The sequence below is a fragment of the Lysinibacillus sp. FW301-JW8 genome (genome assembly GCF_058788755.1).
This window is the reverse complement of the sequence record NZ_JBYTBB010000040.1, coordinates 14529-36798: the sequence shown is the minus strand read 5'-3', so window position 1 is coordinate 36798 and position 22270 is coordinate 14529. Positions and strand designations below refer to the sequence as shown.

Sequence of the window (22270 nt, the reverse complement as noted above, 5' to 3'; positions counted from 1 at the left end):
TATGGATTTCGCTTTAATTGATCCAGAAACTAAGGATTCTGTTATCTTTCCTGTCGCACCGTCTCAAATAAAAATCACTATTGGCACAAAAAAAATGTCCTTCGAGCCTATTGTGATGGGAAGCGTCACGATACCACGTGGTCGTCAACCCATTACATTTGAAGTGGCCGGAATACTGCCGAAAAGCTCAACTCCGTTAGGTAAACGTTCTTCTGACTTAGAGCCTAATGAAATTGTTGAAAAGTTTAAAAATTGGAGTGATGCTGGTCCTTATGGTAAGAAGCTTAGACTTGTAATTAGTGAAACCGATTGGAACTTGCCTGTGTATTTTGATAACTTTGAACCTATTATTGAAAAAGCAGGTGGCAACCTAACGTATTCATTAACCTTAAGCGAGTATCGTAACTTTGAGGTTAAAGAAATTACAAATACTCAGAACGTAACTCAGCAAAAGCGTGAAGAAACAAAAACAATGCCAAAAACCTACACCGTGGTCAAAGGTGATAGTCTTTGGACAATAGCAAGAAAGCTAACTGGATCCGGTAACAAATGGTCTGAGCTGTGGAATTTAAACAAGGATAAATTAAAAAGTAAAAATAAAGACTTAATCTATCCAGGTGAAGTCTTAACGATACCGAAGGAATGGTTAAAGTGACAGAAAAGTTATTTGATCTTACAACAGTTGAATATCGTCTCGTGATTTTACCACCTACAGGAGCGGCCATTGATATTACTAACCTTATAGAATCGTGTCATCACGAAGAATTGGACGGAGAGCTATCTGCAAAGGTAAAGGTACGAATGAAAAACATTAAGCGTGATGATGGGTGGATTCATCAACATGTCTATCTAGCTAAACGTCTAGTACTAGAGGCTAAAAGTGCTGGAACTGGATTTACTGAAATTTTTCGTGGTTCAATTCAGAATTGGAAAACGATTGCTGAAAATCATACTATTGAATTTATTTCTTACGATCCAAATTTTAATATCATGCAATCAAAAGAGCATTTTTACTTTAAGGACGGTATTAGTGGCGGTACATCAATTAAAACCATTGCCAATGATATGGGTGTTCCGCTTGGACAAATTGACGGACCAAATACAGCATTGACTAAAAAGATGTACAACGGCAATGTGGGAAATACAATAGCACAACGTCTTGAAGAATCAAAAGAAAAAGGTGATGGTGACTATGTTGTGCGTTCAACAAAAGGGAAATTGGAGTCTATTAAAAATGGCTCCAATCCTGTCGTTTATGAAATCACTGACACAACAGCAGATGGTGGCTATGATATGCATTCTAGCGAAAACTTGGTTACAGTAGTAAAAATTTATGGCAACTCGAGCGAGGATAAACGACCAGCTGTATCAACAACTAAAACAGGCAAAACTGAGTTTGGAAAAGTACAAGAAATTTTGTATAAATCAAACTTCAAAAATGCTGGTGAAGCCGATAAAGCTGCAAGCACATTATTAAAAGAGCGTGGGAAACCAGAAATTGAACGTGGTGTAAATCATCTTGACATACCTTGGGTTCGCAAAGGTGATGCTATCATGGTTGCCAGTGGAACCATAGGGGGAATGAAAGATGGTAAACAAACAAGTATTAAATGTATCGTTAAAAGCGTAAGTCGAAACATCGAAAACGGCACAATGTCACTTATATTGGAGGGGAATAAATGACTAAAAATTTAGGAGGTAATGCTCTAGCAAAAGTAATGACTAAAATTTCAAGTGGTGTATCAGACGAAAAAATCCGCTTCCCTGTAATAGGTACAATAGATGGCCAACTCAATTTGATGTTAGATGGTTTTTCAAAAAGCATACCGAAAAGTGACTATTATCTGTTGCAACCGCAAGTAAAATTAAATGCACTAACAGGTGAGATTGTACATGAATCATCTTGTAATGCTTTAGAATTGGAGTATCAAGTTGAGTTAATCTTGAAGCCCAATGATCGAGTTTTGTGTATACCTATTGAAGATGGTCATACTTTTGTGGTTATTGGACATGTATAAGGAGGTTTAGCGCAATGAGTTATGCTACTTTTGATGCTCCGACACTAATGTTTGGCGAAGATATTGAAACCTTGCATGACGTTAGATCATATAGATATGATTATCAAGAAGGAAAATTAATTATTACCGGTACAGGAAAAACAATAGAAGATACAGCCATAGATGCATACCGCTTCTGGGCTATCAAATGTTGTTTGACGGAGCGATATGAACGAGCTTGCTATAGTCCAGATTTTGGAATAGAGTTTGATGCCATTGTTCGAGCTAATTATCCTCGAGGAATCGCGGAAAGTGAATTAAAACGGACAATTAAAGATGCACTAATGATTGATGAACGCACAGTAAATGTTTCCTCATTTAAGTTTGAATGGGAAGGCGATAGCTGTTGGGTTCATTTTTTGTTGGAAAGTATTTATGGCATTGATCGCATTTCAATCCAGAGAGGAGGGGAGTTGAATGCTAGAATTTCAGCTACCTGAGCATCTACGAATCACAGAAACACAAATACATGAAAAAATGCTTAAAATGGCACCGCAGGGCGTTGATACGTCAGAAGGTCATATGTATTGGGACCATACAAAACCAACAGCTATGATAGCAGGTGAGCTTGTAGAGTACACACTTCCTCTCACGTTAATGCTTATGTTTCCGCAATTTGCGGTTGGACCATTTTTAGATTACCATGGTTATCCTATTGGAGTGACAAGGAAAGCAGCTGTAAAAGGGACAACAATAGAAACTTTTGTTGGAGATCCTGATATTGAGATTCCAAAAGAAACAATTATCTTAACCATTGGTGATGAATTTGAGGAAAGTGTACGTTATCAGGTTAAAAAAGGTGGAATTATTGATTCCGCTGGTGAGATAAATTTACCTATTGAAGCTGTAGAAGGGGGTTTAAACGGTAATGTGCCTCCAAACACAATTGTCGGAATTGAGAAACCAATCAAAGGTCTTAAAAAATTGTTTAATGCCGAGCCGATTACAGATGGTGCTGCAATAGAAGATGATGAGAGCTATAGAACACGGATTTTAGAAAGACACCGTAATAAACCACTAAGCGGGGCAAAAAGTGATTATATGCGTTGGGCGAAAGAAATTGATGGTGTTGGAGATGTGATTGTACAACCTTTATGGAGAGGTCCTAAAACCGTCCGTGTATTGATAACTGACCGCAATCGGCAAGTCGCAACTCAACAGTTAATCGATGAAGTGAAAGCTTATATTGATCCAGTGGATGGTATGGGAGAAGGGAAAGCACCTATAGGAGCACATGTGACGGTTGATACTATTACACTCGTACCGATAACTATCAAAGCAACTTTTGAATTAGAAAAGGGCTATGAGCTCTTTGAGGTGGTGCCGGAAGTTGGCAAGAATATTAATGAATATTTTGCAGACCAATCTATTATTAAATATTCAGAAGTTGGTGCAAGAATTATTAAAACGACAGGTGTTGCAGATTATAGCAATTTACTAATTGAAAATGACATCAAGAATATTAACTTGTTGGAAGGTGAACGTGCAGCTGTGAGTGAGGTATTACATTATGAGCCTACAAATTAGTGAAGCAACAAAGAAAATGTTGAACGATGTAACACCTATTTATTCAAATGATTTGTATTCACTATCTATATTTGAAGCAAACGGTTCTATTTTGGAGACCATATCAGAATTTGCAAATGATCTAACAAGTGAACTGTTCCCCCAAAATGCGACATGGAGTCTTATATATTGGGAAGAATTTTTAGGGATTAAAGAAATTGATCGTAAAAATCATGTTGAACGGATCCAAAAGGTTATTTACGAATTAAATAAATATTTCACCGTAACTCTTAAAAGGATGGAGACGGTTGTTAATACATTTGTTGAAGACAAGAATGCAAAAGTAATAGACGTAGATAATGAGTACAGATTTATCATCGCTTTGCCTCAAACAAATAGGAAAATAAGTTCGGGATTATTCGAAGCGGTTGAAGAAATTAAACCTGCTCATTTACTGGCGAGTTACCAGTTAAAAATAAATGCTAAAGAATATGTCTCTAGTGCTTGTTTAAGTGGTGGAACTATAACAATTTATCCGTACTATCCGACAAACTCTAATATGCAAACAAAGATGATATTTGCAGCAATAATCCAAAGTTCACAAAGCATTGAAATCTATCCGAAAGGAGATTAAATAATGTCTCAATATTATACTTTATTAACACCAGTAGGCCTTGCAAAAATTGCAAATGCTCAGGTTACTCAAAGTACTGTTGCTATTACTCAAATTGCAGTAGGTGATGGAAACGGTACTAGTTACGCCCCTTCAGGCAAAGAAACGACTCTTAAAAATGAAAAATGGAGAGGAGCGATTACTAGTGTATCAGTAGATAATTCCAATCCTAATTGGGTAGTTGTTGACGCTATCCTACCTGGAAATATAGGAGGGTTCACTCTTCGAGAGGTTGGATTGTTTGACTCTGAGGGGGATTTAATTGCTATTGGAAATTATCCAGACACATATAAACCTGTTGTAGGTGACGGTTCAATAATGGATCTAACTATCAGGACCATCATTGAAGTGAATAACGCAGCAAGTGTTACTCTAAAAATTGATCCTAACGTGATTATTGCGTCTCGTCCTTATGTGGATGATAAGATAGCGCAGGTGCAAAAAGAGCTTAATAAACATATGACTGAGATTGCGACAACTGAGAAACAAGGACACGTAATGTTAGTTAATGACCTGATAACAGGTGGTACTGATAAGGCAGCATCGGCCGAAACCGTCAAAACTTTAAATACGAATCAGACAAACCACGCTAATAATACAGGTATTCATGTTACTCCTGAAAAACAAACATCATGGAATAACAAGCTAGATAGAACAGGCGGTACAATTACAGGTAGTCTTACAGTAACCAATACCCTCATTGTCGATGGTGTTGATTTAAAGCATTCTGTCAGTGATTTAAAGAGTAAGGTAGCTGCGGCAACCACTGACATGGGCGTACAGACAAGTCCAACAGCTACAGGCGACCAAATAGCAGCAAATATACGATCAATCAAAACGGGTAAAAAATTTGCTGATGGACATTCAATTGTTAATGGCATTTCTTTAATCGTAAGAGGATTATCATTTAAACCCAACATTATCTTGGCTAAATATGTAAACAAAAGCGGTGGTGCAAAAGGTGCGGGAGCAGTATATGGTAATAAGGCAATTTTTACTCCGCAACCAATCGCAGATTACAGTGTATTTGCAGAATCATCCACTGCTTGGAATGGGCAAGAAACTATTTATAATGACGGATTTTCAATTAGATTAAGTTCTCCAGAATTAATTAACGAGAGTATTGTGTGGATTGCAATTGAATAGGAGGAAAAAAAGATGATACAGCATGTAGGGAACCGAATTATAGCAGATCAAGATGGGGAAATCATTTTCATGACTGGAGAAATGTCAGGTGATGTGTTACCTCGTAAAGAGATTACTGAATTGCACTGTATTGACTTAGGTTATGGCGCAATTGACTTTTCAACACATAAAATTATTGGTATAAACATCGAAACGAAGGAGCCAATTCTTGAAACTTTATCAACAACTGAAACCGATGAACAGCGCCGCATCCGTGAATTAGAGGATGCATTGTTATTACAAGCAGAAAATGAGATAGGAGGGATTTTATAATGGTCAATCAAATCGTTGTAAAAATAGCAGCAGAACGCATTATCTCAGGTGGTCTTAATCCAAAAACGAATGCAGTTTATGTTATCGATGACATTACCAACCAAGATTATCGAGTTGCAGTTGAAGATTATATTTTAGAAAATACAGAAGGTGTATAAACGCAGTCAATAACTAGCGTTATTTGAGGATTGTTTCCAGCTTTAAACGAAAAGGTAATTCAAATTTAATGAAGTGCATAGATGTGGTTATTTCTTTATAATTAAGTATAAAATTTGTTGAGGTGATTCAATGGATAAAGATAGCTTACTAGAGAAAATAAACACATTAGCCAAAAGCCATGCAATTTTTAAATATGGAGAGATAAAAGACAATTATGGATTAAGTTTATTACTAGCAGAAAGTCGTATTATGCAAGAGGAACTCAATTTGAAAATAAAATTCTCGAATGAAGCAGTTTTAGGAGTAGCAATTTTTTCATTTGTCATTACAATAATCTCTTTACTAAAAAATGAACTTCCTATTGAAAATACTGACTATATATTTTTTTTATTAGTAATTTCTATCCTAGGTTGTCTTGGTGGGATTATAAAACTAAGTGTATATAGTAAAAAAAATCGTACTAAAATGCTGGATTTAAAAAGGTTAGAAGAATATTTGATTGTTTATTTAAAATAGAATACAAAATATAAATTAGTTAGTTTAAAAGGATGTGTCAAACGGCGTGTCCTTTTTATATTGAAAAAAGGAGGTGTTGCCATGAATATGGAATTAACAGCAATAGTAGGTGTGTTAAGTGCATTATTTGGAATGCTTTTTACGTATCTTGCATTCCTGAAAAATCGTGATAAAGATGTCCAGCAAAGTGCTGCTGAATCAGCAGTAATTAGTACTAAATTAGATGCTATTAACAACGGTGTAGAAAATATTCGTGTGGATATGAAAGTAGAGCAGAAGGCACGTATGGACTTGTCAGAACGTGTTACACGTGTAGAAGAATCGAGCAAACAAGCACATAAACGAATTGATGAACTGGGGGAAAAAGTATATGAAAATTAATTGGAAAGTACGTTTAAAGCACAAACCATTTTTAGTAGCTGCATTTGCATTATTGCTTTTACTGGTACAACAAATTGGATCATTATTTGGTTACGACACAACAATTTATAACGAGCGAGTTACAGAGTTATTTAACACTGTGCTCGCTTTTTTAGTGCTCATCGGAGTGGTTATTGATCCGACAACGGAAGGCACTAATGACAGTTCTCAGGCATTAAAATACGACAAACCAAAGGATGATGTGAAATGAGTACAAGCGTAACAACAACGTGTCGAGATCTCGCCGAACTATTACCTGCAGCACAAACAGCTTGCCGATTGTTATTTCAGGAGTGTTTTAAAGTTGGAGTTAAGAACATTTTCATTACGGAGACTTACCGTAGCCAAGAACGCCAAAAATACCTATACGCTCAGGGGCGTACTAGACCAGGGCAAATTGTCACATGGACTTTAGCTAGCAACCATAAGTCACGTTTAGCTTGGGATATTGCTGTAGGTCCTCCACAGTCTTTATATGATGTAACGACACTTACTCGAATAGGGGCTATTGCTAGAAAGCTAGGTATTACATGGGGTGGCGATTGGGTAGGTAGTATTGATCGGCCACATTTTGAGGTTAAAGCAAACTGGAAGATGCCTGCAGGTTATAAATTAGGAAAAATAATCGTTCCAAGCAATAGTAAAATGCAAGTTCAACTAATTGTAGAAGATAAACCAAAGGAGGAAAACAAAGTGACAAATACAACATGGAATCCAGGAAGTCCAGCTATGAAAACTGAAACTGAAAACTTTATTGCACAGGCGGTTAAAGACGGTATTATTCAGGAATCGCATTTGAAGGACTTACAGAATGGTACAATGACCACTGATCGATTAATTGGGTTGTACATTACTATTCAACAACGAAGAAATGATAAAAAAGTAATCTAATAAGTACTGTACCTGTTGAATTTAATCGAATAATTATCAATGACCAGCAAAGCTATTTTTAGCCGAGCTGGTCTTTTGTGTGATACAGCATTTATTTGTGTTGAAATATAAAAAATAGAATACTTGTCAAGGGAATTTAAGGTAATTTGAAAATGTAAAAACATTATATATTATTACACTTACAAATATTATTAAACCGATAAGCAGTGTAATTTTTATTAAAGTATTAAATGTAGCAATGTTTTTCTCATCATACACTGGGGGGCGATCAAGTGAAGATGCAAATATCCTCGGTGAAGGAAAATCCTCATCAACAATATCTTCACTCAAAATTGGTATTTTTTCAACTACTGAATTGCAATATTCACAAACAGTTAAGCTGTGTCCATCTTGTATGTATTTTTTAAAAGAATTTTGGGCTAAGCAGTTTGGGCAAGTATTCAATTTCATTCTCCTTCCTATCTAGTCTACTATTTATCATTCTAGGTAATTTATTTTTAATTGTATACAAAAATTAGATAACAGTATCCAAAATACCAATAAATGAAAATGTTAGTATCTGATTTTATTGTTAGTAAGAAGGTTATTCACCATGTTATGTAGAAATATCTGTAAAAGGTGGTGGATGTCATGAGTTACGAAACAATAGTGCCAGTACGTTTTTTATTCAAACGTAAACCAGATGATTTAGCGATTATAGGTTTATCCAGCTTATTTTTGACTCATGAAGAACATGAGAAATTAACAGATGAAATTGCCCTAAATCTATTGCGAGAACAAGGTTACAACGTAATCAGGATGATTCATAATGACGAAAATATAATATGCGTTAATTTTGGTGAACAATTTTAGTGGCTATCTTATTAGGTAGCCTTTTTTGTTTCCATATTGAAAGTATTGTTAGAAAATATAAAGCTTTATTAATAATTTTCAAAAAGCAACCAAAGCAACAAAAAAGCAACCAAAATTCTGAATGCAAGTGAATAAAAGTGAAATCGAAACATTATACTTTGACGAAGAACCTTGCTATAATAAGCTTTGCGAATACATATGAAAGAGGGTAAAAGCATGAACGCTTACGATGAATATATGAAGCAGGTTGTGAAACCGATGCGTGAAGAGCTGTTGGGGGCTGGCTTTACGGAGCTGACGACGGCTGATGCGGTGAATGAATTTATGGCAGAGACGAAGGGGACTTCGTTGGTGGTGATTAACTCGGTTTGTGGTTGTGCGGCGGGGCTGGCACGTCCGGCAGCTCGTGAGGCTGTGGCGGCGGTGAAGCCAGATCATCTGGTAACGGTTTTTGCGGGCCAGGATCCTGAAGCGACTGCAGCAATGCGTAGTTTTTTTGAGGATGTACCACCGAGCTCACCTTCAATGGCGATTTTAAAGGATGGGGAATTGGCATATTTTATTCCACGTGAACAAATTGAAGGGTTCCCAGTGGAGCAAATCGTTACTCATTTAACAGGTGTTTTAGAGCAAACATGCGAGAAATAAAGACTATTGTTACGACAGCGGGCAGACCAGACGATGTATCGATGGCGCTCGCTGCTTTTGCATGTAATGAATTAGAGGCTTCATTCGAGCTACGAAAAAAACGTTCTATTCGTAAAATCTCGGAGGAACTTCATGCACATGTAGTAGTTGCTGGAAAAAATCGCTTTGAATACTATGCTTTTGGGGCAAATGAACCGTTTTTCTTTCACCCCAATTCAGCGGCATTTCGCTTAAAGCGTGTAGCTCGTGGAGAAGCAGAGCCATTTTTAGAAGCGGCGCAGCTAGAAATAGGAGACTCATTGCTTGATTGTACGCTTGGACTTGCCGCAGATGCTATGCTTGCCGCATATACAGTTGGTGAAGAAGGGCGTGTCGTAGGGCTTGAAGCAAATCCAAATGTGGCGTTTATTGTCAAGCAGGGGATGCAAACCTATGATACTTCAGAGCTACCATTAACGGAATGTATGCACCGTATTGAAGTGATTCATGCAGAAGCTACTCGTTATTTAAAAAATTTGCCAGATAAATCTTTTGATGTTGTCTATATGGACCCAATGTTTGAGGAGATTATTGGTGAGGCTACTAATTTTGAGGCGCTTCGACGAGCAGGAGAGCATGCTTCGTTAACAGATGAATGGGTGCGTGAAGCACAACGTGTGGCGAAAAAGCGGGTTGTGTTAAAAGCCCATTTTCGTTCAGAATGGTTTGCCAAATACCAATTTCAGCGATATGAACGATTGACAGCGAAATTTCATTATGGTGTGATGGATACCTCTAACTTATAAAGGAGGAGCATTTAGCAGTATTTGCTAAAGCTCCTCCTTTATTATCCTAAAATTCAAAATATGGTAATATAAAGAATAAGAGAATTCCTTGATTGCTAAAAAATAATACGGAGGTGATTTATATGGAGTCGAAAGAAACACCACACGAAAAAAGAGAACGTTTAAGGCAAAAAGAATTAAAAAATAATCCTTTAGAATCTTTGAATGAAGGATTAAATCGAGCAGAAAATGGAAATTTAGTGGATGTATCTGGTGGTATGGGTTGGAAAGGTATGATTTTTTTAATTTTGGTGCTGTTTATTGGCTATATCATTTATAGTTATTTCTATACGTAAAATATTCTACCTGTTTGAAGAGGTGAAAGGAGAAATGGATAATGACACCAGAGAAGATTCCTCGTTAAGCACGAGGCCCACCTTGGACTATCTATCAACGCCATCTTATACCAAATTTAAAAGGAGAGACATTGATAATGGGTCCAAGTAAAATGACTAGAGAAGAAAAGATGAATATTGTAATGACAATTGTTAATCAACTTTTAATGAAATATGGTGCAAAGGTAAAAGCAATAGGTTTGTATGGTTCTTTGGCAAGAAAAACAGATGGGCCATATTCTGATATTGAATTAAAATGTGTACTCCATTCTATAAAAGAGAGTTTTTCCTATGAATGGACGGCAGGGGACTGGAAAGCAGAAATAAATTTTGATGATGTGGAATCGATTTTAGCCGAAGCAGCGAGTGTTGATGAAGAATGGCCACTAACACATGGTCAATTCTTTGATATTCTTCCTCTCTACGATCCAGAATTATTTTTTCATGACCTGAAAGAAAAAATAACTACCATAGATCCAACTGCTTTTAAAGAAGTGATTTGCCAGACATTAGTGGAAGAAATGTATGAGTACATGGGAAAAATCCGAAATATTCAAATTCAGGGCCCCGACTCATTTTTACCAATTTTAGCGATGCAACTGGCAATGGGGGGTGCCATGATTATTGGCTTACACCATCAACGATGCTATACTACCTCTGCTCAAGTTCTTCCAGAAGCCTTAACATTTACAGATAAGCCAAAAGAATTTGCAAGTTTATGTGAGTTGGTGATGACTGGCAATCTTTCGAATCCACAGCAAATTATTTTAGCTTGCGAAGGTTTTTGGGATTCACTAGTATCATGGTCTACACAACATGGATATATGATGAACGTTTCACAGGAAATACCCTGGTAATTTTAGTGCTTTACTCTTTGGGAATAATGTGCTATAATTATTAACGTGCTATTTTAGGTGGCATATTTCCGTAATCTGGCATTCTGCTTTTTGTTTTTGTAGATACTTATTCACACTGGCGCATGCTTTGGGGCTGCAAGGACGCAAAAGAAGGTTGGGTTTGCGTTGCTTAAGTTAGAAGGCACACAGTGGAATTTTACCGCGGTGATGAAACAATCGTGTTTCAAGATAATATTCCCCAGATGATTGGGTTGAGACTTTTACAATTTACGAAAATGTTACCTATTAAATACTAAAGGGGTGGCTTCGCAATTGCGAGGCTGCCCCTTGTCTAATTCAGCAACCTTTCGCTCAGATGAACGAAAGTTTATTGATGCATATTGGTATATATTACCGTTTACTCCATTTCCACTTTACGTCATAATTGTAATTAGATTTTTAGTAAAATTTTGATAAAGGTGAGGATGACAATGAGAGATGTAAACACGATATCAGTGAATATTATTGAGCAATTAACAAAGGTGGCAAAGGATCGAGAGGAAAGCTTCGACACGCTTATAGCACTTTATTGTCAAGAAAGGCTTATTTATCGATTATCCATTTCTTCCTATCGCGATCAATTTTGGCTTGCAGGAGATTCTTTATTGTTCGCTGTAACAGAAAGTGTTGTAAAGTCTCCCCAAAATACTATGCTTGCAATCAAACCAGTTGCTTTTCATGCAGATATTTTAAAGCAAGCATACAAGGAGATTTGTTCTATGAAGGATGGACAAGAAGATGGTATTGAATTTTTAGGGGACGAATTGACTATCTCTTCAGAAAATGAATGGCTTTATATTAAAATACCTGCGATCCTGGGGCATTTGAAAACATACATAACATTACAGGTTAACTTTATGGAGAATACACCTGTGGCATCTAAAACAATAGCTTATCCAACATTGCTCCAATCGGCTTCTCCTGTATTGATAATAGAAGCTTCTGAGCATGTTATTGCATCTAAATTTGCAGAAATATATAAAACACCTACCTTAGATACGACAATAAATGCCATTCATACAATTTTTGCATTGATCAAGACACAAAAAATAGAAGGGCGTGTCTTACAAGAATGTATTGTTTCTTTATTAGATCAACAGCGTCACACTATAGAAAAGGAACACCCATTTTTTATAAGGCGAGCCAAAACGGAAATAGTAACAAGAGAAGTACAAAAGTTCCTTAGCCCCATATATGATGAGATTTTGCATGAAGAAGAATTTTTAAAATATTGGGATTGTACACAACTAAAATGGCAATAAAGATGGAAAAGTCCGTGATTTCACGGACTTTTTAATTTAACAAATTGTTTTTTTACATTTCATATCAGCGTACTGTTTTTCATCTGAAACAAAATCACTTCACCAAAATACTAACTTCTATTTATTAAAATGTTTAAATTATCTTAGTTTTTTAATACAGTATTTCCATTCCCAACAGTGAATCAGTTTTTTCTTAATAATTGGTAGAAATCCAAGACGATTTACTAATGCCTTGATTTCATGCCTGTTTTGAAATATCTACCTTGTAAAGTGGGGATGTCATTTTTTAAAAGAATGTTTTAGCTTGTTCTTTAAAAGATAGTATTTACATTAATTCTAGATAGTTGGATTTGTCATTAATCCCTTTATTTACAATCTTTTTATTAATGCGTCTCTTTCAAGAGTTCTTTCTGGTTGTCAAACAAGCGTCAGCATCAACATTAAGTGATTAAGCAACAGCTATAGAAGGATTAGGATCTGAAAAACTATTGAATTATTTCTACCACACTAGGTTCATTCTCATTTTCCTTGTATGCCTAACTAGAATACCTCGTGTCCCTTATCAAGAGCGTGTTGATAAGCCAGAATTTAGTATGTATGTGCTACGTTTTGTCTTTCGTTTTGCAATAAACATTAAAAGTCTATTCAATTTACTCCAGAATGGTAAATTTTTATATTATTTATTTGTTGTTTTCTCTTAAGAATATAATTGTCTCCTCAAGATTTTGTTCTGCCTGTTCTACATTTGAAGTAATTTGTAAATAGTTTACAACCCTTAACAGATAATATGGCAATATGGATTTAGCTAATATTAGACTATCTATTTGTCCGATTTGTTTTTCATGATCTAGCAAAACTTTTCCCCAAATTGATGGATTAATGGCAATTTCTTGTCCAACCTTAGAAATTGTTTCTGCTTTAGATAATATGTGATTAGCTTCTTCTTTTCTCTCTAAAATTTTTTGAGGGCATAAAGGTATTTTAGGAGGAAATAGTGATGATGAATGACTTGAATTCATCAATGTTTGAAAAATACCAGAATTCTTTTTATGTTCAAATATAATTCTCGATGTTTCATAATAACTACTAGCAACCTCAACAAACATAGCAGTCATTTTTCCAAAACTAGGATTATGCTCTTTTTTGTCGAGAATAATTTCCTTAACTTGAAAATTATTATATAAAGCCTGCAGAGTTAAAAATACGTCAATACCATATCCGTAGCAATAGTTATGCCAGTCTGCAGAATTAACTAAAAACTTTGTAAATTTTATAGAAAAACCAAAATCTCCAGCAATTGGTTGTCTTGGACAATTTCCATTCGTATGATAGAAAGTTAGTGGATAAACGAAGTGATTTGTTGTATTTCCTTCTTGAAAATTTCTAGAATAATTAGGCACAATAAAGTCAGCACCGTTCATAATAGCTACAGTAAATTTTCTAAGCCAGAACTCTGAAAATGAAGTAATATCTCCATCAATTAATATACAACCATCACACTTATCAAGATTATTTACAACATCAAATATTGCTTTTATATTATGTCCTTTTCCAATTTCATGGTTGATAATAGAAATTTTTTTATTTATAGTTTTTGTTGCTGAAAAGATTGCAGCTGTTTGATCTGAACTATTATTGTCCGCATTAATAATTACTATCTCTAATTCCATTTTTATTGCCGCACTATCGATAAGATGTGTCAGCTCAGATATGTTCTTGGCTTCATTATAGGTTGGAATGCCGACAGCTATCATAAAATCTCTCCCTTAAACCAGTCCACCAGCGATTGACTGCTTGGACCAGAAAGTTCTGTTATTCCTGCACTAATCATACTTCTTACAATATTATCCCGTATTAACGAAGCGTTATCATAATTTATGTTCGGTAATGATCCTAGATAATTCCCCTGATCATCTTGAAATGGTGTAGCTTGACCGGATATATGTCTGCCTATTTTTTCATGCAATATTAAACTTCTCTGCACTCCTTCCCACGGACACGCTGAAAAGAAATTTTGATAAGGGTTAATTCTAACATATATAATTTTATCTATTTTGGATAGTTTCGAATGAGTTCCTATCCCATATTCAGAGGGGAAAATTCTAGTTTTATTATTCCATGAATTCGATGAATTAGTGGCTAACCTAGCTGAAAGCTTTTCCATGTGACTATCTGCCTTCACTGCTGTTTCCCTCACATCAAACCAGCGACTTCCTTCAGTCGTAAAAAGTTCACCATTTTCATTACATCCAACACGAACTAGGTCATTTCCGATAAGGCTTAACCCCAATTCTTCGCATAATCGAAAAGATAAAGTAGTTTTACCAGAACCTTTTTCTCCTAAAATTAAATATGATTTATCTTTTACTTTTGAATAGACTGCTGCAGCATGAATTAATAAATTATTAGTATATGGAGCCTGTAGACATTCAAACATGTACTCTGAGAGGAAATATAAGGCTTGACCACTACTAAAACACTCTAAGGGACCTTTTACCAACAAACAATGATCAGTAGCGTTATATGTAACACGAGGGATTTCATCTTTAATATAATTAATCACTCCAGATATTTTTGGTATTTCCAGCTCATTATAGCTAGAAATACCAAATTTTTTTTGAGCTCTTAAGATGTTATTAAATATGGTGTCCTCTGTAGATAAAAATTGAATTTCAACACAACCTTTAACAATACTGCGTACCATGGACCGGCTCCTTTTTTAATATACGTTTACAGAGAAACAGTATTTATCTTTTCCATAATTCTTCTCGTCTATTACATTAGTTCGTGGGAGGAAGGATTGTTCATTTATAATCCGCAGAGTTGTTTCGCCACCGATACTAAGAGAATTTTTCACAAGATCCTGCACCATTTCCTCATTGACTTGTTGAACGGTAGAAACTATGATTTTCGACGGTGCGTATAATTTATCTCCAATATTTGCGCGAAGAATAACCTGACACGGTGAACCTGTAGCAGCGTATATTTGTTTTGCAATCATATCAGCTTGGTATCCAAGAACTTTTCCTACGAAGTATGTGGAATTCTTTCCATGGGGAGCCTCCATTGTGTTAGGACGGAAACTCGAGATAATACCGTGAGTTTTATTACCACGACCAACAGCACCTTCTTCACCAAAATCTGTACAAGAACCTGCTGTAACGAGGTAAGGTCTTGGATTATCACCAAGTGTCTGAGCATTTATAATTAAATTAATATTTTCATTCGGATATTTAGATTGTATATAATTCGTTAGATTATGTCTCAACTTTTGTTCACGTTCAAAATATTGATCCGCTGATACTGTCATAGTTGTAATTTGTGGCACTGTTACTGTAGCTACACTAACATCACCATCTCTAACTACCATTACTTTAATATCGCCACCGAATTCTTTAAACCTAGGATAGGGTAATTCTTGATCGTTATTTTGATAAAAATATCCTTCTATATCAAGCGCAAGCTTTTCCGATTTTGTAAGTGGCCAGTAACTGATCATTGTTGCCGTATCATTTGCAGTTGGACCCTCATCATTGTATTCTGGTAAATCATTTTTATCTCTAGGGCTAAACCAATGCGGACGTGTGCTATGGGTACTAGTTAAAGTTTGAAACACAATTGTTGATTCAGACTCTACATCTAAATGCGGTAAAACTCTAGTTAAATAAGCTTTTGCTGCTTTAATTTGTATCTGTTCCAGTGGGATTTTTTCACCTCCGAAATTTTTACTTCCTCGTCCCATGAAAATAACTTTTATTGGATCGGAGAAATTTTCACCTCCATATTTTTGTTTACACTGCCCACCTAGAATCATAACCTTATCAAAGTTGTGATGTGGAATATATCCAAATTTTTTTAGACAATACTTACAATAATCAATTTCAGCAGCCTCAGCGATGCCATCTGTCAAAGTATCTGGATGACCTAGGCCCTTTCTTTCTACTACTTCATATGGTAATTGATCTGGGGTAATTAAATTATTGTTAACTGTTATGGACATAATTATCCTCCTTTGTAATTGTAACTATTTTAGCATTATTAAATAGTGACATGATTTGCTGTGACTGTTTTATGGTATATTCCAATTTACAACCTCCAGCAATGTTTCCTTTAATTATGTCAGAGATATTCTCTTTGAGCATATCATCACGAATCAATGTTGATTCAGTACCAAAAATCAACTCCGTAACTAAGCGATCATGTGAAGGATGAGGGTCTAAGATTACTCTGTATTCAAACCCCTTTCCTTTTATAAATACATTCCTATCTGTGGTTGGATTATCCGAAATTTTATTACTAGAAGAAATTTTAAAATCTCCCAAAAAACTATTTATAATTACGGTTGTACCACTGCAAGTAACGTATTCAATATGAACCCCTTGATTGCTTGTGTTATTAGAATCAACATACAAAACATTTTTTATCAATTTCACACCATCAATCGATTGACCTAACATTTCCAAAATCGCTAATATATGAGGAACTTCGATGCCATAGGATCCAATATTATGATCAAAAAACCTCCCATGTTCGTTGTCAGTTGTACGATTCTTAGACATGTTAATTTCAAGGTATTTTATTGAATCATTTTTAGTTTTTTCTCTTAAAAATTTTATTGTCTTTGATTTGTAATACTGTTCGTTTACAATGATTTTTTCATGAAGAGAAATATCATTATCCAGCAACTGGTACAATATGTTTTTTTCAAGGATATTGCTAAACAAAGGTTTTTCAATTACAACACGATCAAACTTGCTTCCTATCCATATTAGGTGTTTTAAAACATCAATATGAGTGCCAGACGGTGTACAAATATCAACAAAATTATATGTTTTATGAGACGAGGGTTCATCAACATTAAATCCATCCATTTCAGCATTCTCAGTTTGTTTTTTTGTAATATCGGATATCGAAACATTTGCTCCACATTGTTTCCAGATTTGTGCTTTAATCTTTCCAATTTTTCCATATCCGATTATTAATACACTAGGTGCTAGTTGATGATGCATAGCTACTTGCTCCCTCTTTTATTTTTTGAAAGACTTCAACAATAAGGTTATCGAAATAATCTACCGTTTTACACTATATCTCATCCTGTTTGTACAGTATTCTGGGAAACTAATCATTTTCGACATCTTATCTTCTGAATGTTTATAAGGTATAATAAACATTATTTGGTAAAGTGTACCTAATTTTTAAGGTCAAATCAATATCTAAAATTTTTGATTTCTTACATTAAAGATATTATTTAATGACTAATAAACTGTAAATTGAACAAGATGATGCCGTTTTTTTCTGTTTGTTTTTGCGATGTGCCTTGAAGACAAGTGAAATCGGCAGTATTGAATTCTTTTACAATTATCTTTCCAGGATTTTAACGATTCAGTTGCATAATCTCTTTGATTTGAATGGCAAAATCTTGTTGTTTTCGATCGTATGGATCTACTTTATTGATGGAAAAATAAGAACGATTGAAAACTATAATAAATTGTTATCTTCCAGTGGTTCACTGAAAAGACTTCTGTGCTTTAATCCTGCTGTTTCAAACATTTTTAATAGTAGGGTAGTTTCATTTGGAAACTTATGTCTAGTTTAATGCCTGAACGTTCACTATAATAAAGCGCCCACGGTAAGCGTGATAATTTACTAACTGTATCAATCATTAATAATGACTTAGGCATATTCAATTAACGATGTGAGGCGCGATTTAGTTTGCCAACAATTATTTCAAAAATACGCTTGATAATGGCATAATCCAGTAATTTAAGATGCTTGGAAAGAGGTGAAATACCGCAGCTCTAACTCTATAAGTAATGAGTGTAGAGTCGTACATTTACGTTCAGTTTCTACTCTGTTGAAATCATTTTTAGCTCTGATATTCTGAAAGATAGTTTTAAATCAGTGTAAAATCGTGGTATGGTTGTTCAAGAGAGATTATTCATTTTGTAAAGAGTTTGTGTCGAAACTAACATTTTACATGAGAATCGCTCTTTTTTATGTATTTTTATTGGAAAAAATTAGATAATAAACATACATATAACATTATTTCTTTTTTTGGAATAACACACTTTGAAATCTTGTTTATTTTAAATAGGGAGTGAGAAATATGAATATAAAATGTTCTGCATTAATTGGTAATCCAGTAGATCATTCTGTTTCGGATATTATGTTTGATGCGTTAATTCACAGTTCTGAATTATATTATAGTTATCGCCATGACAAAATTAATGTGGACCCCGATGAGTTAAAGGATATATTAGCAATGTTGTCCCAGAGAAAATATGTCGGATTAAATGTTACACTTCCTTATAAACGATCAATAATAAAATATATTGATAATTTAGATATAACTGCTGCAAACATCGGTGCAGTGAATACAATCAAAATAAATAGTAAAGGTCTCGTCGGGTTCAACACGGATTGGTTTGGGTTATATAAGCCCCTACTAACTCATTCCAAAAAGAAGGAACCAGTCATTTGTATTTTTGGAACTGGTGGTGCAAGTAGAGCTGCAATTTATGCAGCAAGGAAAATTAGCAATGACGTGTACGTTTTATATAGAAACTCTCCAAAAGTCAGTGACTCAACCCAAGATTTACTTAAGAGACAACATGATCTAGGAATTACTCTACTACCGTATTGTAATGTAAAAAATGTAGTTGATAAGGCTGATGTTATTATCAACACAACATCAACTGGTATGAAGGGAAATGTGGACAAGACACCGTTCAATATTGAGGTTTTAGAGGATGTAAATATGAAGTACAAACTATTTATTGATGCAGTTTTTAATCCAGTCGAAACGACACTAGGAAAATTTTTCGCCAGTAGTGGAGCAAAAAGCGTTGACGGCTTATGGATGATGATTTACCAAGGTGTATTAGCATTGTCTATTTGGCTTGAAAGGGATATTAATATAAATAAAGAAGATTTCACAAAAATTCACAAATTGTTAATGGAGGTCATATCATGAAAGCTAAACTAACTATCAATCTTGATGAGATTTCGAGCAACCTTGATACATCTTTTTCCTTCTTAAAGGAAATGGATTTACATACATGCGAATTGCGCATGATTAACGGAAAAAATATTTCTTTAATGGATAAAAAAGAAATTATTGATTTTTCTGATAGATTAAAATCAGAGAGGATTACTCCCATTGCAATAGCAAGCCCTATTTTTAAGTGGCACGCTTGCGATTCCCAAGAAACAATCGTACATGATAATTTTGGTATAAATCCACAACTATCTCTTACAGAACAGGAAAGATTGGTTGATTGTGTACTGGAATATGCTGATATGTTATCTATTAATAAAATTAGAATTTTTTCTTATCTAGGAAAAATGGATAATCCATTTGACTTTCTTTTAAAAGACAAAATATTTGAAAAAATAATTAAAAATAATCATACATTCTTACTAGAAAATGAACCTGTTTGTACAGTTTCTGCTAAAAAACAACTAGAATATTTTTCGGATTTGATTACAGATAACAATTTTACCAACATTAAAATATGGTTGGATCTTGCGAATTTAATCCAAATTGGTGAGGATATTGATGAATCATTTATAGTAAAAATTGCACCACATATTGAGTATATTCATATTAAAGACTTTATATACAATGAAGGTTCTATTCAATATGTACCTGTTGGATCAGGAATTATTAACTATACGCAAATTCTCTCTCTCCTAAATAAACACATTCCAGACGACCAAGATATTACTATGAGTATTGAAACCCACGCTAGAACTGAAAAAGAAAAATATAGTTATTCAAAGGAATCTATTATTGCATTACGTGAAAAATTAATGGAGGTAACTCATGAAAATTAATGTCGAAGCAATTCCAAACATCCCCAGAATTAATAAAGGTGATAATATTGGTGAGATTATTGTCCTGTTAGCCTTAGAATCTAATTTTGAAATACAGGATGGCGATATACTGTGTGTAGCTTCGAAAGTAATTTCAACAGCAGAAGAGCGAGAAATAGATCTTAGTAATATAAAACCATGTGAACTAGCCAATGAAATACATCAGAAAATACCAAGAAAAGATTCTAGAATTATTCAAAAAATGATCGACGAAACTGGCGATCCGTCTGGGAATAAGTTGGAGATAAATATAGAAAATCAGTATATTGGAGCTTGGCTACCAAACGGAATGCGTCTAACGAGTGCAGGGATAGACAAAATTGATTCCGATCACGTTATGCTCTTACCCGAGAACCCTGATTTGAGTGCGAAAAAAATTGGCGAAATTGTTCAACAAAAGCTAAATTCAAGGGTTGGAGTAATAATCACTGATAGTGATGGACGCATTGAAAAATTAGGAGCTACTCAGATTGCCGTAGGGTTATATGGTGTACCAGCCTTGAGAGTTAGTGAGGAAGTCGATCCTATTACTGGTAAAATAAAGAGATTCGAAGAAACCCTTTGCGATCTTCTCGCTGCCACCGCTGCCCTAATAATGGGACAACGAGGTACAAATAAACCAATAGTTAAAATTAGCGGTATAGAATATACATTTAATGAAAATAGTCGAATAACTGATTCACTGTGCATGGTGCAAAAAGAATATGTCAATAATGCTGTCATCGAAGGTCCTAAACCAAGCTCCATGGAATAAACATTTGGAGAGAATCCAAATAAAACTGAAATCTGGATCAAGATTTCGGTTTTTTCCATATTTCAAAAATATCGTGAAAAATACTAGTGAACTTGCTTTCAAAAAGAGAGTAGTGAAGATTGCTATTATTAGTATAGGTTATATTTGATCGTTATTTAAAGTGTTTTCATACTTAGGGGTTACTTGAAAACAAAAGCACCCTAATATAATTGGTCAATATTTTACAGATAAAGGAGGGCATGTAATGCAACGAATTATGGTAATGGGAATTTCAGCAGGTGTAGGAAAATCAACATTTGCAAGATCATTAGGTAAAATTCTAAGTATTAATGTTTATCATTTAGATGCTTTATATTGGAAACCTAATTGGGTGGCAGCTTCATTTGATGAGTTTTCACAATCCCATCAAAAACTTTTGAATCAAAGTCAATGGATTATTGAAGGAAACTATAATAATACTGCAAAGGCTCGTGCAGAACATGCTGATACTATTATTTATTTAGAACTGCCACTGTATGTTTGTCTATATCGTGTTGTTAAAAGATGGATAAAGAATATAGGGAAAACAAGACCTGACATGGGTGAGGGGTGTAAAGAAAAAATAGATTGGAGCTTTATTAAGTTTATATATACAACTTATTATCCACGGAAACAAAAAATGATTGATCGACTTCAGGCCTTGCAAGCATTAGGTCCTAAAAAAAATATTATTATATTGAAAAGTCAAAGGGATATTAATTTTTGTTTAGAGACGCTCAAATATCATAAAAATAACCAATATTGAAAAAAAGGGCTGGTAAAAACCTGAAGAATGTTTAAAAGTTTACTTGTCAAATCCCCTACTCTTAAAAGTTGTGTGATTCATATGTAAGTTGAGAATCCTAGCTCCAGAAAGCTCCTACTGAAAACTTCCTTTGATTATTATCCTAACTCTCTCATTAAATGTCAGTAAATTTAATAAATCATTGGCGGGTATTTCCTAATCATCCCGCAATAACTCTTACGTTTTACCCGCTATTCAATAAAATCGGTGCATGAGTATGACTATAAACAGTAATTTTTGCTTCACCATCCTTGTCAAATATACCAGCCTTTAAACATAGTATCACTATACATTTTGTGAATTACAGTTCCATGTTATAGA

At 34.7% G+C, this 22270-nt stretch carries 28 protein-coding genes; 23 read left to right on the top strand and 5 right to left on the bottom strand.

Features of this window, described 5'->3' with window-relative positions; genetic code table 11:
* Nucleotide 1 precedes the first annotated feature (1 nt).
* From AC3WOM_RS16280 to AC3WOM_RS16220, 13 genes are all read left to right on the top strand, one after another.
* Nucleotides 2-655, top strand: coding sequence for a LysM peptidoglycan-binding domain-containing protein (locus tag AC3WOM_RS16280; protein WP_492447597.1), 654 nt, complete (start codon nucleotides 2-4; stop codon nucleotides 653-655).
* Entirely contained in the window at nucleotides 652-1683 is a 1032-nt protein-coding gene (locus tag AC3WOM_RS16275) for an XkdQ/YqbQ family protein (protein WP_492447596.1), read from the top strand. Before AC3WOM_RS16280 ends, AC3WOM_RS16275 begins: the two co-directional genes overlap by 4 nt.
* Nucleotides 1680-2018: a hypothetical protein gene (locus AC3WOM_RS16270; protein WP_492447595.1), complete on the top strand. Its 339-nt coding sequence runs from the start codon at nucleotides 1680-1682 to the stop codon at nucleotides 2016-2018. The genes AC3WOM_RS16275 and AC3WOM_RS16270 overlap by 4 nt, the downstream gene beginning before the upstream one ends.
* A gap of 14 nt (nucleotides 2019-2032) precedes the next feature.
* The gene (locus tag AC3WOM_RS16265; protein ID WP_492447593.1) at nucleotides 2033-2497 is read left to right on the top strand and encodes a DUF2634 domain-containing protein; all 465 of its coding nucleotides are present in this window, start codon (nucleotides 2033-2035) and stop codon (nucleotides 2495-2497) included.
* Nucleotides 2475-3584 (top strand): baseplate J/gp47 family protein, encoded by a 1110-nt coding sequence (locus AC3WOM_RS16260; protein WP_492447592.1) that lies wholly within the window; start codon nucleotides 2475-2477, stop codon nucleotides 3582-3584. Before AC3WOM_RS16265 ends, AC3WOM_RS16260 begins: the two co-directional genes overlap by 23 nt.
* Nucleotides 3568-4197, top strand: a complete 630-nt coding sequence (locus AC3WOM_RS16255; protein ID WP_492447591.1) for a putative phage tail protein — start codon at nucleotides 3568-3570, stop codon at nucleotides 4195-4197. Before AC3WOM_RS16260 ends, AC3WOM_RS16255 begins: the two co-directional genes overlap by 17 nt.
* A 3-nt stretch (nucleotides 4198-4200) precedes the next feature.
* Nucleotides 4201-5382, top strand: coding sequence for a phage tail protein (locus AC3WOM_RS16250; protein WP_492447590.1), 1182 nt, complete (start codon nucleotides 4201-4203; stop codon nucleotides 5380-5382).
* Between the two features lie 12 nt (nucleotides 5383-5394).
* Complete coding sequence (locus AC3WOM_RS16245) at nucleotides 5395-5694, top strand: hypothetical protein (protein ID WP_492447589.1); 300 nt, start codon at nucleotides 5395-5397, stop codon at nucleotides 5692-5694.
* Complete coding sequence (locus AC3WOM_RS16240; protein WP_492447588.1) at nucleotides 5694-5852, top strand: hypothetical protein; 159 nt, start codon at nucleotides 5694-5696, stop codon at nucleotides 5850-5852. Before AC3WOM_RS16245 ends, AC3WOM_RS16240 begins: the two co-directional genes overlap by 1 nt.
* Before the next feature lie 130 nt (nucleotides 5853-5982).
* Nucleotides 5983-6369: a hypothetical protein gene (locus AC3WOM_RS16235; RefSeq protein ID WP_492447587.1), complete on the top strand. Its 387-nt coding sequence runs from the start codon at nucleotides 5983-5985 to the stop codon at nucleotides 6367-6369.
* Between the two features lie 81 nt (nucleotides 6370-6450).
* Nucleotides 6451-6750, top strand: coding sequence for a hypothetical protein (locus AC3WOM_RS16230; RefSeq protein ID WP_427541443.1), 300 nt, complete (start codon nucleotides 6451-6453; stop codon nucleotides 6748-6750).
* On the top strand, nucleotides 6740-7000 hold the full coding sequence (locus AC3WOM_RS16225; protein ID WP_492447586.1) for a phage holin: 261 nt from the start codon (nucleotides 6740-6742) through the stop codon (nucleotides 6998-7000). Before AC3WOM_RS16230 ends, AC3WOM_RS16225 begins: the two co-directional genes overlap by 11 nt.
* Complete coding sequence (locus AC3WOM_RS16220; RefSeq protein WP_492447585.1) at nucleotides 6997-7680, top strand: M15 family metallopeptidase; 684 nt, start codon at nucleotides 6997-6999, stop codon at nucleotides 7678-7680. Before AC3WOM_RS16225 ends, AC3WOM_RS16220 begins: the two co-directional genes overlap by 4 nt.
* A 126-nt stretch (nucleotides 7681-7806) precedes the next feature.
* On the opposite strand, the gene AC3WOM_RS16215 is transcribed toward AC3WOM_RS16220, so the two are convergent.
* Nucleotides 7807-8124, bottom strand: coding sequence for a hypothetical protein (locus AC3WOM_RS16215; RefSeq protein ID WP_492447584.1), 318 nt, complete (start codon nucleotides 8122-8124; stop codon nucleotides 7807-7809).
* 186 nt (nucleotides 8125-8310) lie between these two features.
* Between AC3WOM_RS16215 and AC3WOM_RS16210 the strand changes: the two genes are divergently transcribed.
* The 6 genes from AC3WOM_RS16210 (at nucleotide 8311) to AC3WOM_RS16185 (ending at nucleotide 12497) form a co-directional block, all read left to right on the top strand.
* Nucleotides 8311-8532: a hypothetical protein gene (locus AC3WOM_RS16210; RefSeq protein ID WP_492447583.1), complete on the top strand. Its 222-nt coding sequence runs from the start codon at nucleotides 8311-8313 to the stop codon at nucleotides 8530-8532.
* 216 nt (nucleotides 8533-8748) lie between these two features.
* Nucleotides 8749-9180: a BrxA/BrxB family bacilliredoxin gene (locus tag AC3WOM_RS16205; RefSeq protein WP_492447582.1), complete on the top strand. Its 432-nt coding sequence runs from the start codon at nucleotides 8749-8751 to the stop codon at nucleotides 9178-9180.
* On the top strand, nucleotides 9168-9965 hold the full coding sequence (locus AC3WOM_RS16200) for a class I SAM-dependent methyltransferase (RefSeq protein ID WP_492447581.1): 798 nt from the start codon (nucleotides 9168-9170) through the stop codon (nucleotides 9963-9965). Before AC3WOM_RS16205 ends, AC3WOM_RS16200 begins: the two co-directional genes overlap by 13 nt.
* A gap of 122 nt (nucleotides 9966-10087) precedes the next feature.
* A complete protein-coding gene (locus AC3WOM_RS16195; RefSeq protein WP_492447580.1) occupies nucleotides 10088-10300 on the top strand; it encodes a DUF6366 family protein in 213 nt (70 codons plus the stop codon).
* Between the two features lie 137 nt (nucleotides 10301-10437).
* Nucleotides 10438-11196 carry an ANT(4')-I family aminoglycoside nucleotidyltransferase gene (locus AC3WOM_RS16190; protein WP_427548090.1) on the top strand — a complete coding sequence of 253 codons (759 nt, stop codon included), beginning with the start codon at nucleotides 10438-10440 and terminating at the stop codon, nucleotides 11194-11196.
* A gap of 470 nt (nucleotides 11197-11666) precedes the next feature.
* Entirely contained in the window at nucleotides 11667-12497 is an 831-nt protein-coding gene (locus tag AC3WOM_RS16185; RefSeq protein ID WP_492447579.1) for a nucleotidyl transferase AbiEii/AbiGii toxin family protein, read from the top strand.
* Between the two features lie 680 nt (nucleotides 12498-13177).
* Here AC3WOM_RS16185 and AC3WOM_RS16180 read toward each other — a convergent pair.
* From AC3WOM_RS16180 to AC3WOM_RS16165, 4 genes are read right to left on the bottom strand one after another with little or no spacing between them, the layout of a single operon-like run.
* A complete protein-coding gene (locus AC3WOM_RS16180; RefSeq protein WP_427548086.1) occupies nucleotides 13178-14251 on the bottom strand; it encodes a glycosyltransferase family 2 protein in 1074 nt (357 codons plus the stop codon).
* Nucleotides 14248-15201 (bottom strand): hypothetical protein, encoded by a 954-nt coding sequence (locus AC3WOM_RS16175; RefSeq protein ID WP_427548084.1) that lies wholly within the window; start codon nucleotides 15199-15201, stop codon nucleotides 14248-14250. The genes AC3WOM_RS16180 and AC3WOM_RS16175 overlap by 4 nt, the downstream gene beginning before the upstream one ends.
* 15 nt (nucleotides 15202-15216) lie before the next feature.
* A complete protein-coding gene (locus AC3WOM_RS16170) occupies nucleotides 15217-16497 on the bottom strand; it encodes a methionine adenosyltransferase (RefSeq protein WP_427548082.1) in 1281 nt (426 codons plus the stop codon).
* Entirely contained in the window at nucleotides 16481-17506 is a 1026-nt protein-coding gene (locus AC3WOM_RS16165; RefSeq protein WP_427548080.1) for a Gfo/Idh/MocA family oxidoreductase, read from the bottom strand. Before AC3WOM_RS16165 ends, AC3WOM_RS16170 begins: the two co-directional genes overlap by 17 nt.
* Before the next feature lie 1097 nt (nucleotides 17507-18603).
* Between AC3WOM_RS16165 and AC3WOM_RS16160 the strand changes: the two genes are divergently transcribed.
* The 4 genes from AC3WOM_RS16160 to AC3WOM_RS16145 all read left to right on the top strand — a co-directional run bounded on the left by AC3WOM_RS16160 (nucleotide 18604) and on the right by AC3WOM_RS16145 (nucleotide 21910).
* Nucleotides 18604-19470 (top strand): shikimate dehydrogenase family protein, encoded by an 867-nt coding sequence (locus AC3WOM_RS16160; RefSeq protein WP_427548078.1) that lies wholly within the window; start codon nucleotides 18604-18606, stop codon nucleotides 19468-19470.
* A complete protein-coding gene (locus AC3WOM_RS16155) occupies nucleotides 19467-20333 on the top strand; it encodes a sugar phosphate isomerase/epimerase family protein (RefSeq protein WP_427548076.1) in 867 nt (288 codons plus the stop codon). Before AC3WOM_RS16160 ends, AC3WOM_RS16155 begins: the two co-directional genes overlap by 4 nt.
* Complete coding sequence (locus AC3WOM_RS16150) at nucleotides 20323-21126, top strand: coenzyme F420-0:L-glutamate ligase (RefSeq protein ID WP_492447578.1); 804 nt, start codon at nucleotides 20323-20325, stop codon at nucleotides 21124-21126. The genes AC3WOM_RS16155 and AC3WOM_RS16150 overlap by 11 nt, the downstream gene beginning before the upstream one ends.
* Nucleotides 21127-21370: 244 nt before the next feature.
* Nucleotides 21371-21910: a P-loop NTPase family protein gene (locus AC3WOM_RS16145; RefSeq protein ID WP_427548072.1), complete on the top strand. Its 540-nt coding sequence runs from the start codon at nucleotides 21371-21373 to the stop codon at nucleotides 21908-21910.
* Nucleotides 21911-22270: the final 360 nt, after the last annotated feature.

What these genes read in the sequence shown, in the direction of transcription:
- AC3WOM_RS16280 (WP_492447597.1), top strand. Translation starts at nt 2, where the DNA reads ATGGATTTCGCTTTAATTGATCCAGAAACTAAGGATTCTGTTATCTTT.
- AC3WOM_RS16270 (WP_492447595.1), top strand. Translation starts at nt 1,680, where the DNA reads ATGACTAAAAATTTAGGAGGTAATGCTCTAGCAAAAGTAATGACTAAA.
- AC3WOM_RS16265 (WP_492447593.1), top strand. Translation starts at nt 2,033, where the DNA reads ATGAGTTATGCTACTTTTGATGCTCCGACACTAATGTTTGGCGAAGAT.
- AC3WOM_RS16260 (WP_492447592.1), top strand. Translation starts at nt 2,475, where the DNA reads ATGCTAGAATTTCAGCTACCTGAGCATCTACGAATCACAGAAACACAA.
- AC3WOM_RS16255 (WP_492447591.1), top strand. Translation starts at nt 3,568, where the DNA reads ATGAGCCTACAAATTAGTGAAGCAACAAAGAAAATGTTGAACGATGTA.
- AC3WOM_RS16250 (WP_492447590.1), top strand. Translation starts at nt 4,201, where the DNA reads ATGTCTCAATATTATACTTTATTAACACCAGTAGGCCTTGCAAAAATT.
- AC3WOM_RS16245 (WP_492447589.1), top strand. Translation starts at nt 5,395, where the DNA reads ATGATACAGCATGTAGGGAACCGAATTATAGCAGATCAAGATGGGGAA.
- AC3WOM_RS16240 (WP_492447588.1), top strand. Translation starts at nt 5,694, where the DNA reads ATGGTCAATCAAATCGTTGTAAAAATAGCAGCAGAACGCATTATCTCA.
- AC3WOM_RS16235 (WP_492447587.1), top strand. Translation starts at nt 5,983, where the DNA reads ATGGATAAAGATAGCTTACTAGAGAAAATAAACACATTAGCCAAAAGC.
- AC3WOM_RS16230 (WP_427541443.1), top strand. Translation starts at nt 6,451, where the DNA reads ATGAATATGGAATTAACAGCAATAGTAGGTGTGTTAAGTGCATTATTT.
- AC3WOM_RS16225 (WP_492447586.1), top strand. Translation starts at nt 6,740, where the DNA reads ATGAAAATTAATTGGAAAGTACGTTTAAAGCACAAACCATTTTTAGTA.
- AC3WOM_RS16220 (WP_492447585.1), top strand. Translation starts at nt 6,997, where the DNA reads ATGAGTACAAGCGTAACAACAACGTGTCGAGATCTCGCCGAACTATTA.
- AC3WOM_RS16210 (WP_492447583.1), top strand. Translation starts at nt 8,311, where the DNA reads ATGAGTTACGAAACAATAGTGCCAGTACGTTTTTTATTCAAACGTAAA.
- AC3WOM_RS16205 (WP_492447582.1), top strand. Translation starts at nt 8,749, where the DNA reads ATGAACGCTTACGATGAATATATGAAGCAGGTTGTGAAACCGATGCGT.
- AC3WOM_RS16200 (WP_492447581.1), top strand. Translation starts at nt 9,168, where the DNA reads ATGCGAGAAATAAAGACTATTGTTACGACAGCGGGCAGACCAGACGAT.
- AC3WOM_RS16195 (WP_492447580.1), top strand. Translation starts at nt 10,088, where the DNA reads ATGGAGTCGAAAGAAACACCACACGAAAAAAGAGAACGTTTAAGGCAA.
- AC3WOM_RS16190 (WP_427548090.1), top strand. Translation starts at nt 10,438, where the DNA reads ATGGGTCCAAGTAAAATGACTAGAGAAGAAAAGATGAATATTGTAATG.
- AC3WOM_RS16185 (WP_492447579.1), top strand. Translation starts at nt 11,667, where the DNA reads ATGAGAGATGTAAACACGATATCAGTGAATATTATTGAGCAATTAACA.
- AC3WOM_RS16180 (WP_427548086.1), bottom strand. Translation starts at nt 14,251, where the DNA reads ATGATAGCTGTCGGCATTCCAACCTATAATGAAGCCAAGAACATATCT.
- AC3WOM_RS16175 (WP_427548084.1), bottom strand. Translation starts at nt 15,201, where the DNA reads ATGGTACGCAGTATTGTTAAAGGTTGTGTTGAAATTCAATTTTTATCT.
- AC3WOM_RS16170 (WP_427548082.1), bottom strand. Translation starts at nt 16,497, where the DNA reads ATGTCCATAACAGTTAACAATAATTTAATTACCCCAGATCAATTACCA.
- AC3WOM_RS16165 (WP_427548080.1), bottom strand. Translation starts at nt 17,506, where the DNA reads ATGCATCATCAACTAGCACCTAGTGTATTAATAATCGGATATGGAAAA.
- AC3WOM_RS16160 (WP_427548078.1), top strand. Translation starts at nt 18,604, where the DNA reads ATGAATATAAAATGTTCTGCATTAATTGGTAATCCAGTAGATCATTCT.
- AC3WOM_RS16155 (WP_427548076.1), top strand. Translation starts at nt 19,467, where the DNA reads ATGAAAGCTAAACTAACTATCAATCTTGATGAGATTTCGAGCAACCTT.
- AC3WOM_RS16150 (WP_492447578.1), top strand. Translation starts at nt 20,323, where the DNA reads ATGAAAATTAATGTCGAAGCAATTCCAAACATCCCCAGAATTAATAAA.
- AC3WOM_RS16145 (WP_427548072.1), top strand. Translation starts at nt 21,371, where the DNA reads ATGCAACGAATTATGGTAATGGGAATTTCAGCAGGTGTAGGAAAATCA.